This window comes from Gluconacetobacter tumulisoli (assembly GCF_014174155.1).
Taxonomy (GTDB): Bacteria; Pseudomonadota; Alphaproteobacteria; order Acetobacterales; family Acetobacteraceae; genus Gluconacetobacter; species Gluconacetobacter tumulisoli.
Window position 1 is genome coordinate 46490 of record NZ_JABEQM010000012.1, and the last position, 13264, is coordinate 59753.

Annotated in this window: 14 protein-coding genes; 5 read left to right on the forward strand and 9 right to left on the reverse strand. The window is 68.9% G+C overall.

Annotated elements, in window-relative coordinates:
* Window positions 1-28: 28 nt before the first annotated feature.
* Window positions 29-469, reverse strand: a complete 441-nt coding sequence (locus HLH28_RS14030; protein WP_182960263.1) for an Ivy family c-type lysozyme inhibitor — start codon at window positions 467-469, stop codon at window positions 29-31.
* A 130-nt stretch (window positions 470-599) separates the two neighbouring features.
* Here HLH28_RS14030 and HLH28_RS14035 point away from each other — a divergent pair, with 130 nt between their 5' ends.
* Window positions 600-875 (forward strand): hypothetical protein, encoded by a 276-nt coding sequence (locus HLH28_RS14035; RefSeq protein ID WP_246396203.1) that lies wholly within the window; start codon window positions 600-602, stop codon window positions 873-875.
* Between the two features lie 26 nt (window positions 876-901).
* Here the strand turns inward: HLH28_RS14035 and HLH28_RS14040 are convergent, their stop codons facing one another.
* Both HLH28_RS14040 and HLH28_RS14045 read right to left on the reverse strand, forming a co-directional pair.
* Window positions 902-1369 carry a YbaK/EbsC family protein gene (locus tag HLH28_RS14040; RefSeq protein WP_182960264.1) on the reverse strand — a complete coding sequence of 156 codons (468 nt, stop codon included), beginning with the start codon at window positions 1367-1369 and terminating at the stop codon, window positions 902-904.
* A 172-nt stretch (window positions 1370-1541) separates the two neighbouring features.
* Window positions 1542-2753 (reverse strand): cation:proton antiporter, encoded by a 1212-nt coding sequence (locus tag HLH28_RS14045; protein ID WP_182960265.1) that lies wholly within the window; start codon window positions 2751-2753, stop codon window positions 1542-1544.
* Window positions 2754-2974: 221 nt separating this feature from the next.
* On the opposite strand from HLH28_RS14045, the gene HLH28_RS14050 reads away from it, so the two are divergent.
* Both HLH28_RS14050 and HLH28_RS14055 read left to right on the forward strand, forming a co-directional pair.
* Window positions 2975-3706, forward strand: coding sequence for an SDR family NAD(P)-dependent oxidoreductase (locus HLH28_RS14050; RefSeq protein ID WP_182960267.1), 732 nt, complete (start codon window positions 2975-2977; stop codon window positions 3704-3706).
* Between the two features lie 289 nt (window positions 3707-3995).
* On the forward strand, window positions 3996-4400 hold the full coding sequence (locus HLH28_RS14055) for a hypothetical protein (RefSeq protein WP_182960269.1): 405 nt from the start codon (window positions 3996-3998) through the stop codon (window positions 4398-4400).
* Between the two features lie 122 nt (window positions 4401-4522).
* Here the strand turns inward: HLH28_RS14055 and HLH28_RS14060 are convergent, their stop codons facing one another.
* From HLH28_RS14060 to HLH28_RS14070, 3 genes are all read right to left on the reverse strand, one after another.
* The gene (locus HLH28_RS14060) at window positions 4523-6316 is read right to left on the reverse strand and encodes a DEAD/DEAH box helicase (protein ID WP_182960271.1); all 1794 of its coding nucleotides are present in this window, start codon (window positions 6314-6316) and stop codon (window positions 4523-4525) included.
* 150 nt (window positions 6317-6466) lie between these two features.
* Window positions 6467-7453 (reverse strand): zinc-dependent alcohol dehydrogenase family protein, encoded by a 987-nt coding sequence (locus HLH28_RS14065; protein ID WP_182960273.1) that lies wholly within the window; start codon window positions 7451-7453, stop codon window positions 6467-6469.
* 89 nt (window positions 7454-7542) lie between these two features.
* A complete protein-coding gene (locus HLH28_RS14070) occupies window positions 7543-7791 on the reverse strand; it encodes a hypothetical protein (protein ID WP_182960275.1) in 249 nt (82 codons plus the stop codon).
* A gap of 215 nt (window positions 7792-8006) precedes the next feature.
* Here HLH28_RS14070 and HLH28_RS14075 point away from each other — a divergent pair, with 215 nt between their 5' ends.
* Entirely contained in the window at window positions 8007-9230 is a 1224-nt protein-coding gene (locus tag HLH28_RS14075) for an NADP-dependent isocitrate dehydrogenase (protein ID WP_182960277.1), read from the forward strand.
* Between the two features lie 72 nt (window positions 9231-9302).
* On the opposite strand, the gene HLH28_RS14080 is transcribed toward HLH28_RS14075, so the two are convergent.
* The 3 genes from HLH28_RS14080 to HLH28_RS14090 form a co-directional block, all read right to left on the reverse strand.
* The gene (locus tag HLH28_RS14080; RefSeq protein WP_182960279.1) at window positions 9303-10466 is read right to left on the reverse strand and encodes a GNAT family N-acetyltransferase; all 1164 of its coding nucleotides are present in this window, start codon (window positions 10464-10466) and stop codon (window positions 9303-9305) included.
* Window positions 10467-10534: 68 nt separating this feature from the next.
* Window positions 10535-11002, reverse strand: coding sequence for a RidA family protein (locus HLH28_RS14085; protein WP_182960283.1), 468 nt, complete (start codon window positions 11000-11002; stop codon window positions 10535-10537).
* Window positions 11003-11047: 45 nt separating this feature from the next.
* Complete coding sequence (locus HLH28_RS14090) at window positions 11048-12613, reverse strand: TSCPD domain-containing protein (protein ID WP_220790101.1); 1566 nt, start codon at window positions 12611-12613, stop codon at window positions 11048-11050.
* 199 nt (window positions 12614-12812) lie between these two features.
* Between HLH28_RS14090 and HLH28_RS14095 the strand changes: the two genes are divergently transcribed.
* The gene (locus HLH28_RS14095) at window positions 12813-13181 is read left to right on the forward strand and encodes an NADH-ubiquinone oxidoreductase subunit NDUFA12 family protein (RefSeq protein ID WP_182960287.1); all 369 of its coding nucleotides are present in this window, start codon (window positions 12813-12815) and stop codon (window positions 13179-13181) included.
* Window positions 13182-13264: the final 83 nt, after the last annotated feature.

Sequence of the window (13264 nt, forward strand, 5' to 3'; positions counted from 1 at the left end):
TCCTGGCGGGGTTCATGGCGCCTCGGCATCAAGGGGCGTCGGGATTGTTTGCGGTATAGGACCGGTTCAGCAGGGCCTGGATCCTGACGTCGGGCGTGCCCAGCCAGCTTTGCACGAACGGCTGCCGCTCATCGGGGCGGACATGCAGCAGGCCCCATGCCGCCGCGCCCCCTGGGGCGAAGACGATGTCCAGCTGGTTGTTCGCGCAATCATGCGGCTTGCACAGATGGCCGATCGTGTAGGTCTGCCCATCCATCGTGACCTGCGTGCTGGGGGCCGACGTGGCGTGTCCCCGTCGGATCCAGTCCGGATAGCGCACCATGGCGGCGTACGCCTGCCGATAGGGCGCCGACAGCAGAAGGTCCGACGTCTGGGGTTCGGCGGCGCCGGCCACCGCCGGAAGGGACATTCCCAGAAGCGCCAGCAGGGATGGCAGGGCGGACAGGCAGCGGGCAGGCGGACGGGTCATGGCGTTTTCATTTCCTCTCCTGTTTCCGGGGGGGGGCGCCGGCAGGGACGGGCAGCCCGCGGACCGGACCCGGCCCGCGTGATGGAATCGGCTCTTCGTCATGAAACCGATCTGGTCTAGAACGGCCGACATGCAGTTTCGTCCCAACGCTCGGTCCGGCATGCCGGATCTGCCGAAGCCCCGTGCGCTGAAGCTCGGCATCCTTGCCGGCCTCGCGGTTCTGTACGTCGTCCTGTTCTGGGGGCTGACGCGGCCTGCCCCCGTTCATCACGCGACGGGACTGACGGCCATTCCGGTCGCCGTCGTGAAGACCGTACGGCCAACGCCGCCCGCGCCCCCCATCAACGTTCCGCTGGTCACTCCCCAACCGGTGGTGATCCCGCCGCCGACGCTGGTGGTCCGATAGGGCGGCCGCGGGACAATCGCCATCCGTCAATCCGGTGTCTGGCAGACATCCACCCATTCGGCGCCGGTCAGGCTGGCCAGGCGTTCGGGCGACAGGCGAACCGCGCTGTTGATGGCGCCGGCGGCGGGAATCACCTCGTCGAAGGCGCGCAGCGAGATGTCGCAATAGACCGGCAGGGCGCTCTTCAGCCCGAACGGACAGACCCCGCCGACCGGATGACCGGTCAGTTCCTCGACATCCCCACGATCCAGCATGCGGGGCTTCTGTCCGAACACCGCCTTGCTCTTGCGATTGTCCAGCCGCGCGGTGCCAGCCGCGACGACCAGCACCACCTGGTCGCCCAGGCGCAGGGAAATCGTCTTGGCGATCTGATCCGGCGCGGTGCCGTGCGCGGCGGCGGCCTCGGTCACCGTGGCGGTGGATACCGGCAATTCGACGATCGCGAGGTCGGGCGCATGCGTGCCCAGGAAGGCACGGACCGAATCCAGGCTCATCGGCCGGCGTGTGGGCAAAGGGCGGACGAACGGGCGGGCATGGCGGTCTCCTGGATCCTGCGGGGACGAGCCGGACCACGGCCCGGTCGGGGCATCATGGCCGCGTGGGCGATCGGTGTCACGACCGAGGGTGACACGACCCCGGTGTCACCCGGGCCGGGCACGAACGGCGTCACCCCGCGCGCGCGGGTGCCCTTCCGCCGAACAGGCGGAACATCGGCCCGGTCAACAGGGTGGAGATCACTGCCAGCAGCATCAACGACGCATAGGCGAAGTCCGAGACCATGCCCCGCTGGTGCAGGATGGTCGCCGCGACGATTTCCATCAGCCCCTTGCATTGCAGCAGCGCGCCGACTGCCAGTTTCTGCCGTCCCGTCAGGTGTGGCGCCGGGGGATACAGCGCCGCGGCCGCCAGTTTGGTCGTGATCGACACCACCACCAGCAGCAGGGACGCCAGCACCGACGGGAAGGTCAGGGCGTGGCCGTTGATATGCATGCCGCTATGGCCGAAGAACAGCGGTGCCAGCCAGATCAGCGACAAGGTGCCTACCTGTTCCACCGGCAGGCGGCGTACCCATCGCGGCGGCATCAACGCGCCGGCGACATAGGCGCCGATCAGTTCGTGCAGGCCCAGCTGCATGCTGGCCCACGATCCCGCCGCCAGCCACACCGGCAGGACCATCCAGATCAGCCACAGGGACGGATGCCGCACCCTTCGCGTCGCCCAGCCGCTGATCGCCACCATCGCGCCCAGCAGGATGACCGCCCCGAACTGCGCGGCATGCCAGCCGTGCAGGGCGGACGCCCCGTCCGCCGCGAATTGCAGTGTCGCCAGGCCGGTCCAGAGCGCCAGGTCGTCCACCACCGCCAGCCGCAGCGCCAATTGCCCGATGGGCCGGTCGGCGGGGGTGAGTTCGCGGACGATGCCGATCAGCACCGGCAGGGCGCTGACCGCGATGCACAGCCCGACGGACATGGCGCCGATCCAGTCATGGCCATCGGGCGTCCGCCACTCCGGCAGAGGCATCAGCACGGCATGCACCAGTAGGGTACCCACGGTGAACGGGATGGCCAGGGCCACCAGCGCGCTGCCCAGCAGGCGCGGCAGCGTGGTGGCCGGAAGGACGGGGACCTCATTCGGGTCTTCGCCGGGGTGCTGCCACATTTCCAGGCCGGCGGTGAAGGCCAGGATCAGGACCGCGATCCAGCCGATCGCATCGCCGGTGGCCGAGGGGATACCCAGCCGGGCGACGGGCCACTGCGTAAGGGCCAGCAGGATGCCGACGATGATCGGCAGAACCGCGATCGGAATGACCCGTCCCAGCAGGCGCCAGGCCAGCCACGGCACCAGGACGAACAGGCCCACATCCGCGATCAATCCCATGCTGTTCTCTGTCCTTCTGCTCTGTCGTCGGTCGGATGTAATATATACATAATTTGGATATATGAAATTTTTCACGAGGACAAAAACTAATGAGCTGATTTTACTCCATTATTATTGGAAAAGAATCTGGTGGCGATTTGTCCTGGAGCCGTCGCGCGGCTACCCCGGAAACCGGAATGGCGTCGCGGGCGTCGTCCGGCAACAACCCGAGGGAGAATAGCATGACACAGCGCGTGGCCATCGTTACCGGAGGCAGCCGGGGCATCGGGGCGGGAATCGCCGTGAAACTGGCGGCGGACGGGTTTGATGTCGTCATCAGCTATGCCCGGGATGCCGATGCGGCGGCCCGGGTCGTCGCCGACATTGCGGCCCAGGGACGGCGGGGTATCGCAGTCCAGGCGGACAGTGGCCGGGTCGAGGATAATTGCGCCCTGATCGCGCGGGCCGTTGCCGAATTCGGGCGGCTCGACGTGCTGGTCTGCAATGCCGGCACCTACCCCTATGCAGGGGTCGAGGCGATGACGGTCGAGCAGGTATCCCGCACATTGGACCTGAACGTGCGCGGCGTGATGCTGGAGGCGATCGAGGCCGCGCGCCATATGGGGACGGGGGGCCGGATGATCTTCATCGGATCCGCCTTCGCCGAGCGTGTGCCCTTCGCCAATATCTCGCTCTACGCCGCGACGAAGGCCGCGCTGGCCGGGTTCGCGCGGGGCCTGGCCCGGGATCTGGGACCCCGGGGCATCACCGTCAACGTGGTCAATCCCGGCCCCATCGACACCGACCTGAACCCGGCGGATGGCGCGGGCGCGGACCTGATCCGTGGTTTCATGGCCCTGCCGCATTACGGGACGACCGGCGACATCGCGGATTTCGTGTCGTATCTGGCCAGCGAGAAGGCGGGCTTCATCACCGGAACGGCGCTGACCGTCGATGGCGGCCTGACGGCCTGAATGCATCTGGGATGCAGTTTGCCGGCGATCCGGCGCGCGTGTCCTGTGCTTCGGTAATGGGAAGCACACGCCGGACATGCCGCGCGGCATGCACGCTCGCTGGGTAAGCGGCGGTTCGAACGCGCCCGGTTTTCAGGCTGGTTCCATCGGGGCGAGACGCTTTCGATCTGTGCGCCTGACCGGCCGGGGCGACCCATGCGGCTGGCCCGGTTCTGCCATACGGTGGACCTATTGTCGCCACGACGGCATGGTCCGATCCGATATCGACACTGAACGGAAGCCTTATACGATGACGTCCCGGACCTCTCTTTTTGCCCTGACCCTGGCCGGCCTTATTGCCGGCGCGTCCTTCGTGACGGCCGGCGCGCGCGCCGCGTCGGCGGATGCGACCTGCGCCCGGAACAGCACGACGCCCAGCTGGGACGTCGCCGGTCGCCTGTCCCAGCGCGAGAACTGCCTGAACAACCGGGCGCAGGCCTATCGCGACGGGGCGACCCAAGGCGCGCAGCAGCGTGTCCAGGGCGTGCAGCAGCAGGTTCGCAATGGCCGCGAGGCGGTCAGCGACGCCCGCGCCCTGCCGGGCCAGCAGCTGAACCGCCTGCAGGACGCCGGTACTGCCGGACGCAGCCAGCTGAACGCGCTGGGTCAGACCAGCCGCGCCAATGCCGCCAACATGCTGACCGGCGGTCTCTGACGCCAGCCGGCGTTTTGAAACGGCAGTGATCGGGAGACGGGGCCCCAGGCCCGGTGGGTTCGGACAACGCCCGACCAACTGTCCTCTCATCGGGCCGGGGTAACCCCGGCCCGATGAGAGGATCAGGACGCGCGCGAGGGCGCGCGCTTGCGTGACGAGGGCGTGCTGCGGGCCGGCGGGCGGCCGGTGCGCGGCCCCGGTGCATAGCCGCCCTTGCCGCCAGCCGGCTTGCGGTCGCGGAAGCCGCCGCGCCCGCGTTCACCGGTGCGCTCACCGCCGCCGGCAGGGGCCTGTGCGGGGCTGACCTGCACCTCGTCCGCGTCGGTCGCCGCGACGCAGGAGGTGAAGCGGTCGGCTATGCCTTCCGAAATCTCGAACAGCGTATGGTCGTCGGCGATGCGGATGGCGCCGATATCGGTCTTGCGCACGCCGCCCAGGCGGCAGATCAGCGGCACAAGCCATTTCGGATCGGCCTTGTCCTGGCGTCCGACGCTCAGGGAAAACCAGGAGCCGGGGCCGCCGCGCGGCGCATGGTCCTCGCGCGCGGGGCGTTCCCGGCGCGCGGCATAGTCACCCTCGGCGCGCGGCGCGCGGGGGGCTTCGACGCGGACCGGGCGGATGTCTTCCGGGTCCGGCAGGCGGGCGCGGTACATCTGCAGCAGGGCGGCGGCCAGCTGCTCGGCGGTGCGGCCCTCGGCCAGACGGGCAACCATCTCCTCGTCACCCGGGGCGGCGCCCTCGGTCAGGGCGGGATCGGTCAGCAGGCGTTCGGCGTCCTGGGCGCGGATGGCGTCGGCGGTGGGCACGCCGGTCCATTCGGCCGACACCTTGGCCATGGTCAGCAGCCGCTCGGCCCGGCGGCGCATCGACGCCGGCACGATCAGGGCGCACACGCCCTTGCGCCCGGCGCGGCCCGTCCGGCCCGAACGATGCAGCAGGGTGGCGCTGTCGGTCGGCAGGCTGGCGTGGATCACCAGGCTCAGGGCCGGGATGTCGATACCGCGCGCAGCCACGTCGGTGGCGACGCAGACGCGCGCCTGACCGGTACGCAGGCTGTCGATGGCGCGCGTGCGCTCGTTCTGGCCCAGCTCGCCCGACAGGGCGACCGACGAAAAGCCGCGTTCCAGCAGCGCGCCCTGCATGTGGCGCACCAGTTCGCGCGTAGCGCAGAACACCATGGCGGTCGGGCTGTCGGAATAGCGCAGCACGTTGACGACGGCGGGCACGATCTCGCGCGGGTCGGTCACCATGGCGCGGTAGGTGATGTCGGCGTGCTGGCGCGCGCCCGTCACCGTGTCGATCCGCAGCGCGTCGCGCTGGTACCGGCGGGCCAGGGTCGCGATCTCCTTGGCGATGGTGGCGGAGAACAGCAGCGTGCGCCGCGTGTCGGGCATCGCATCCAGCAACTGCTCCAGCTCCTCGCGGAACCCCAGGTCCAGCATTTCATCCGCCTCGTCCAGCACGACGACGCGCAGGTCGGACATGTCGAGGCGGCCGCGCGACTGGTGGTCGCACAGCCGGCCCGGCGTGCCGACGACGATATGCGCGCCCAGCTGCAGGGCCCGGGCTTCACGCCGGGCATCCATGCCGCCGATGCATGACACGATGCGCGCGCCGGCAGGGGCGTACAGCCATGTCAGTTCCCGCTGGACCTGCATCGCCAGTTCGCGCGTGGGGGCAATGATCACCGCCAGCGGCGCCCCGGCCGGGCCCATGCGTTCGGCCCCGCCCAGCAGGGTGTCGGCCATTGCCAGGCCGAAGGCGACCGTCTTGCCCGACCCGGTCTGGGCCGATACCAGCAGGTCCCTTCCATCGGCCGCGACGTCCAGGACGGCATTCTGGACGGGGGTCGGCTCTTCGTAGCCGCGCGCGTCAAGGGCGCGCCGAAGGGCGGGGTGGGTCTCGGGAAACGGCATCGATCAGGTCATCCGGGCAGGGGGGCGCGGGACAGCGGCCCGCGGGGCGTGGCATCCGCGCAACGCGGGGGAGGGCGCTCCTTATAGAAACGCGGCCGAAAAGGCCAGCAATAAAGCGGGTCGGGCAATGGCGCGATGCCTGGCCTGGGTTCAAGGTACCAGGACCGCCGCCCCCTCGAACCGGCCGGCGCGCAGGTCGGCCAGTGCCTGGTTGGCGTCGCGCAGGGCATAGCGCGTGGTCCGCGTGCGGATGCCCGCCTTCGGTGCCAGCGACAGGAAATCGATCCCGTCCTGCCGTGTCAGGTTGGCGACCGATACCAGTTGCCGTTCCTCCCACAGCAGATCGTAGGGGAAAGTGGGGATATCGCTCATGTGGATGCCGGCGCAGACGACGCGGCCGCCCTTGCGCACTGCGCGTAGCGCGGCGGGGACCAGTGCGCCGACCGGGGCGAAGATGATGGCGGCGTCCAGCGCTGCGGGCGGGGGCTCGTCCGACCCGCCGGCCCAGACTGCCCCCAGCGACCGCGCGAAATCCTGCGTCGCACGGTCGCCCGGCCGGGTGAAACCGCAGACCGAACGCCCCTGCCAGATCGCGACCTGGGCGATGATATGCGCCGCGGCCCCGAACCCGTAAAGCCCGACGGACCGGGCCTCGTCCCCCGCCATCACAAGGGACCGCCAGCCGATCAGCCCGGCGCACAGCAGGGGGGCCAGGGACACGTCGTCGCCTTCCTCGCCCAGCGGGAACGCATAGCGCGCATCGGCGATGGCGGCGGTGGCGTAGCCGCCGTCGCGGGTGTAGCCCGTGAACAGCGGATGGTCGCACAGGTTTTCATGCCCCGAATGACAATAGCGGCAGACCCCGCAGGTATGGCCCAGCCACGGCACGCCGACCCGCTGGCCCAGCGCCAGCCCGTCGACGCCCGGGCCCAGCGCATCGATGTGGCCGACGATCTCATGCCCCGGAATGACCGGATGGCCGGGAAAGGGCAGCTCGCCGTCGACGACATGCAGGTCGGTGCGGCAGACCCCGCACGCCCCGACCCGGACCCGGATCTCGCCGGGGCCCGGAAGGCGATCGGGCAATTCCACCCATTCCAGTGGCGTGTGCGGGGCGGTCAGTCTCATCGCGTGCATCGTGCGGGATCTCCGGCATCGGTGGGGGCGGGAAGCGGGAACGACAGGATTACCTGCATCACGATACCGCCTTGGCACCATGATATGGATCAGGACGGCGGGGTGCCGAATGCGCGAACACTGGTCCTGACCGGATCGTGACCGGTGCGTCGCGCCTGACGCTTGGGAACCGGGCGCTTGGGAAAAGGCAGCAGGGGGAACGATGCGGCCGCAAGCATGCCGTCCATATCCTGCCCTGCGGCACCGGTGCCGGGGGATGCGCCAGGGGTCGGGGTATGGCGGTGAAGGGCCAGCAGGGCGGCGATCAGGGCGGGACCGGTCGAAAGGTGACGCTGCATCCGGGACTCCATCGGAAGGACCATGCCGGCGAGTTTAGGATAATGATAATCATTCGCAAGTAAAATGTCATAACAGGGCCGCGAGACCGCTAGGCAGCGCCGTTTGGCGCGGCTAATCACATCGGGTGGCTTGCCCCGGAACGCTGCGACCAGGTGGGGCCAACAAGCGTTCGGCATTCATAATGCCGTCGAAAACAATCAAGCGGAGTGGGACAATGGCAAAAATCAAGGTCAAGGAGCCGGTGGTCGAACTCGACGGCGACGAGATGACCCGGATCATCTGGAGCTTCATCAAGGAGAAGCTGATCCTTCCGTACCTCGACATCGACCTGAAATATTACGATCTGGGGATCGAGCACCGCGACGCGACCGACGACCGCGTGACGGTCGAGGCTGCCGAGGCCATCAAGACCTACCGGGTCGGCGTCAAATGCGCGACCATCACCCCGGACGAGGCCCGGGTGGCGGAGTTCGGCCTGAAGAAGATGTGGCGCTCGCCCAACGGCACGATCCGCAACATCCTGGACGGCACCATCTTCCGCGAGCCGATCGTCTGCTCCAACGTGCCGCGCCTGGTTCCGCACTGGACGCAGCCCATCGTGATCGGCCGCCATGCCTATGGCGACATCTACCGCGCGGCGGAAACCAGGATCCCTGGCCCCGGCAAGGTCTCCCTGCTGTATACGCCGGCCGACGGCAGCGCGCCGCTGGAACTGGACGTGCATGATTTCAAGGGCCCGGGCGTGGCACTGGGCATGCACAACACCCGCGCGTCGATCGAGGGCTTCGCCCGCGCGTCGCTGACCTATGGGCGCGACCGCAAGCTGCCGGTCTATCTGTCGACCAAGAATACGATCCTGAAGGCCTATGACGGCATGTTCAAGGACGTGTTCCAGGAGGTCTACGAGGCCGAGTTCAAGGCCGATTTCGACCGGCTGGGCCTGACCTATGAGCATCGCCTGATCGACGACATGGTGGCCTCTGCCCTGAAATGGAGCGGCGGGTACGTCTGGGCGTGCAAGAACTATGACGGCGACGTCGAAAGCGACATCGTGGCGCAGGGCTTCGGCAGCCTGGGCCTGATGACGTCGGTACTGCTGAACCCGACCGGCGACGTGGTGGAATCCGAGGCCGCGCACGGCACGGTGACCCGCCATTATCGCGAGCACCAGAAGGGCCGGGCGACCAGCACCAACCCGATCGCCTCGATCTTCGCGTGGACGCGCGGGCTGGCCTATCGCGGCCGCTTCGACAACACGCCCGACGTCACGCATTTTGCCGAGACGCTGGAGAAAGTGTGCGTCGAAACGGTCGAGGCCGGCCAGATGACCAAGGATCTGGCGTCTCTGATCGGTCCGGATGCCAAATGGCTGACGACGCAGGACTTCCTGGCGGCGCTGGACAGCAACTTGCGCAAGGCCATCGCGGCGCAGGCCTGAGCTGAAGGAAAGGTCGGGCGCTGCCCGAACCCGGCAAGGGCCTCGGCCCTTGCCTCTCCCCCACGCCCGCTGTCATGCGGGCGTGGCGTCGTCCTCGCGATAGGGCGACTGCGCATCCAGCTCGGCGATTTCCGCCAGCATGTGGATACGTTCCTCGGCCACGAAATCGGCGACCGCGCCGCGCAAGCCGGGATGCTGGATCCAATGGGCCGAATAGGTCGGGCAGGGGCGATAGCCGCGCTGGATCTTGTGATGGCCCTGTGCGCCGGCCTCGACCCGCTGCAGCCCGTGGGCGATGGCGAAATCGATGGCGCGGTAATAGCACAGCTCGAAATGCAGGAACGGCCAGTCGCCGTCGCAGCCCCAGTTGCGGCCGTACAGCGTGTCGGCGCCCATCAGGTTCAGCGCCCCCGCCACCGGCGCACCGTCGCGTTCGGCCAGCATCAGCACCACCCGGTCGCCCAGCCGGTCGGACAGCAGCGGGAAGAAATCGGGCGTCAGGTAGGCGCTGCCCCATTTGCGGTCCACGGTCGAAGTATAGAATCGATAGAAATGGCTCCACAGATCGGGCGTGATGTCGGTGCCGCGCAGGGTGCGGAAGGTCAGGCCGCACTGGTTGGCGTCCCGGCGTTCGCGCTTGATGATCTTGCGCTTGCGTGACGACAGGGCGCCCAGGAAATCGTCGAAGCCGGCATAGCCACGATTGTCCCAGTGGAACTGCACGCCCAGGCGCTGCTGCCATCCCGCGGCGCCGAACGCTTCATACTCGTCCTCAGTGCAGAAGGTGGCGTGGACCGACGACAGGCCCAGCTCGCCGCACGCCTGGCGCAGCGCACCGATCAGCATGCGGCGCAGGGCGGCCGGATCCTCGGCGTCGGGCCGGACCAGCAGGCGCGGCCCAGGTACCGGGGAAAAGGGGACCGCGACCTGCAATTTGGGATAGTAATCGCCGCCCGCCTGTTCCAGCGCGCGGGCCCAGCTCTGGTCGAAGACATATTCGCCGTAGGAATGCGACTTGGCGTAGGTTGGCGCCACGGCGACGATTCGTCCCCCGGCGTCGCGGATAGCGGCATGCTGCGGCAGCCAGCCGGTGCGGGGGCCGGTCGATCCACTGTCTTCCAGCGCCGACAGGAAGGCGTGGCCGACGAACGGATTGCCCGGTCCGGCGCAGGCATCCCACGCCGCCGCCGGGATCTCGGCGATGGCGCGATGCAGGCTCAATGTCAGGGCGCTCATGACCCGGACATGGGGGCGTGGCGGGCCCCACGCCAGAGGGAACGGGCGTGCATGCGCGGTGCCCCGGGTCAGGCGATCTCGAACAGGCCTTCGACCTCGACCGCCGCGTCCAGCGGCAGGGACGGGACCCCGACGGTCGAGCGCGCATGCCGCCCGGCGTCGCCGAACACCATGACCGCCAGGTCCGACGCCCCATTCATCACCACCGCGTGCTGGGTGAAGGTGGGGACGCAGGAAATGAATCCGCCCAGCCGCACCACGCGTTGCACCCGCGACAGGTCGCCCATCGCGGCGCGGACCTGCGCGATGACGTTGATCATGCAATAGCGTGCGGCCTCGACGCCGACTTCGACGGCGACGTCCTCGCCCAGCTTGCCACTGGCGAACAGCTTGCCGTCGACCAGGGGCAGCTGGCCGGAGACGACCAGAGTGGAGCCGGTCAGGACGGTGGCGACGTAATTCGCGACCGGCACCGCCGGGGTCGGCAGGACGATGCCGTGCTGGGCCAGGCGGGCTTCGGGGGTGCTGTCGGTCATCGGAGGTACTCCTGTGTCAATCGGGCGGTGCCAGTCCGGGCGGTATCAGCCGACCAGCCGCAGCCGGCCCGCCCGTCGCGGTGGCGCCCCGCCGGAACCATCGGGAAAATCGAGCGGCAACATGGGGGACGGGGCATCCTCCATGTCGTCCTGGTGCGGCGCGTCCGGCAGCCTGCGCCCCAGATACGCATCCGACAACGCCCGGAACGCATAGTCCAGCAGCGATGTGGCATAGGACGCCACCGGATCGCCCTCGACGGTGCCGGCGGGACCGAAACGGGTATAGGCGAAGGCGTCGACATAGGCTTCGAGCGGCGCGCCGTATTGCAGGCCGATGCTGACCGCCTGGCCCAGCGTGTCCAGCAGGCCGCGAGTCATCGGGCTCTCGCGTGCCGGGGTCAGCGTGACCTCGCCCAGCGTTCCGTCCTCATATTCGCCGGTACGCAGGAACAGCCGGTGGCCGCCGACGCTGGCCTTCTGGGTAAAGCCGCCATGGCGGGCCGGAAGGGATCGCCGCACCCCGCGTTCCAGTGCCAGCAGCGACCGCAGCGGCAGCTCCGCCGGATCGGGGCGGGCGGGCATCCGGTCGACGAAACCGGCCAGCGCGCGGTGCATGGCCTGATGAGCCTGTGCGTCCGGCAGCGACAGCACGGTCTCGCCCGCCAGGGCGGCGGCGAAGGCGGCCTCGGGCGATAGGCGCCGGTGGGCCAGGCGCGCCAGGGTGCTGGCGGCCAGCCGTCCGTCGGCCCGCAGGGGCGAGAAGATCGGGGCCAGGCCGCAGGCCTCGACCCCCAGCAGCGCGTCGATTGGGCCTGGGGCGGAAAAACCGGTTTCGATTCGCGGCAGCGGCGCGTCGGTTTCCACCGCCGCCTCGCGCCATACGGCACGGGCGGTTTCCGCCAGGCCGGGCACGACGCTGCGCGCCGGCGGCAGCAGCAGTGCGTCCGCCCCCGCGCCGGCATGCGCGACCAGGGTCGCCAGCGAGGCCAGGTCGCACGCGACGTCCCGCGCTATGTCGCTGTCGTAATCCAGGCCCAGCGTCGCCAGGCAGGCATCCAGGTTGGTCAGCAGCAGGTCGCCCGCCACGGCCACCTGCCGCAGCAGGGGGGTATCGTCCTCGACCGGCCGGACCTTCCGTCCCTTGCGCGGGGCGGGGTCGGGGAAGGGCAGTTCGCCGTTGCGCAACGCGGCCTTCCGGTCCGCCGCGTCGCGCAGCATGGCGCACACCAGCCGCAGCGCGGCCACGAAATCGTCGGCGACGAAACCCGCACCCGGCTGCACGAAACCGGCCAGGTTCACCACGAAGCCCGGACGGCGGTCGTACTGGCCGGTCCACAGCGATTCGGTCGGTGCGGCCTGGCGCAGCATCAGCAGGCAGGACAGCGATCGTGCCTGGGCCGCGTGGGGGCCGGCCGCGATATCGTCGACCCAGCGCGCGGCCTCGGTTGCCAGGCGGACCGGACCCCGGCCGGGCGTCATGCGCGCCAGGGCAGCCGCGGCCTCGTCGTCCCAGTCGACGGGCAGGGTGACGGCGCGGGGGGCGTCGTCCGGATCCGCGGCGGCCTGCGTGGTACGCATGCGTACGCCGTTCCAATGGCTTCGGGCTGTCATGACCACCAGTCTAGGCGCGCTTCGTCGCGGGGCGAAAGCCGGATATGGTAGGCCTCCGACTATACAGACCACTGTATATTGTGGATATGGGGGATAAGTGGCCGGTGGAAGCAGCAGGCTGCCCGATCCCGGATATGTGAGGTCGCGGGCCGCTTGCGCGGGATGGACCGGCAGCGGAAAACGGGGCTAGTCTCGGGCCATGGCAAATCTCGGCACCCGGATCTACACCAAATTCAAGGGCCGTCTGGTCGGCAAGGATGCCGACGGTCGTTGCTATTACGAATCGCGCACCGCCAATCGCACCGGCGGCGGTCTGACGCGGCACGAACGCTGGGTGATCTACCATAAGGGTGAGGACGCATCGGCGGTGCCGCCCGAATGGTGGGGCTGGCTGCATCACGTCGACGCCGCCCCGCTGCCTGAAAGCGCCCGCCAGCCGTGGCAGGCGCCGTATCAGCCGAATCGGACCGGCACGGCCGAGGCCTATCGTCCCCCCGGCAGCGACTATCGCGGCGGCCGGCGCGCGCCCTCGACCAGCGATTACGAGGCATGGTTTCCCGAAGGGTGAAACGGCGGGCGTAACCTGTTAGAGTCCATTTTGAAAACACATTTTGCTGGGCAACATGGTGCCACAGGCGAAATGCACTTTCG

Coding starts and splice junctions, on each gene's coding strand:
- HLH28_RS14095 (WP_182960287.1), top strand. CDS start 12,813: ATGGCAAATCTCGGCACCCGGATCTACACCAAATTCAAGGGCCGTCTG.
- HLH28_RS14055 (WP_182960269.1), top strand. CDS start 3,996: ATGACGTCCCGGACCTCTCTTTTTGCCCTGACCCTGGCCGGCCTTATT.
- HLH28_RS14040 (WP_182960264.1), bottom strand. CDS start 1,369: ATGAGCCTGGATTCGGTCCGTGCCTTCCTGGGCACGCATGCGCCCGAC.
- HLH28_RS14060 (WP_182960271.1), bottom strand. CDS start 6,316: ATGCCGTTTCCCGAGACCCACCCCGCCCTTCGGCGCGCCCTTGACGCG.
- HLH28_RS14080 (WP_182960279.1), bottom strand. CDS start 10,466: ATGAGCGCCCTGACATTGAGCCTGCATCGCGCCATCGCCGAGATCCCG.
- HLH28_RS14050 (WP_182960267.1), top strand. CDS start 2,975: ATGACACAGCGCGTGGCCATCGTTACCGGAGGCAGCCGGGGCATCGGG.
- HLH28_RS14085 (WP_182960283.1), bottom strand. CDS start 11,002: ATGACCGACAGCACCCCCGAAGCCCGCCTGGCCCAGCACGGCATCGTC.
- HLH28_RS14030 (WP_182960263.1), bottom strand. CDS start 469: ATGACCCGTCCGCCTGCCCGCTGCCTGTCCGCCCTGCCATCCCTGCTG.
- HLH28_RS14070 (WP_182960275.1), bottom strand. CDS start 7,791: ATGCAGCGTCACCTTTCGACCGGTCCCGCCCTGATCGCCGCCCTGCTG.
- HLH28_RS14065 (WP_182960273.1), bottom strand. CDS start 7,453: ATGCACGCGATGAGACTGACCGCCCCGCACACGCCACTGGAATGGGTG.
- HLH28_RS14075 (WP_182960277.1), top strand. CDS start 8,007: ATGGCAAAAATCAAGGTCAAGGAGCCGGTGGTCGAACTCGACGGCGAC.
- HLH28_RS14090 (WP_220790101.1), bottom strand. CDS start 12,613: ATGACAGCCCGAAGCCATTGGAACGGCGTACGCATGCGTACCACGCAG.
- HLH28_RS14035 (WP_246396203.1), top strand. CDS start 600: ATGCAGTTTCGTCCCAACGCTCGGTCCGGCATGCCGGATCTGCCGAAG.
- HLH28_RS14045 (WP_182960265.1), bottom strand. CDS start 2,753: ATGGGATTGATCGCGGATGTGGGCCTGTTCGTCCTGGTGCCGTGGCTG.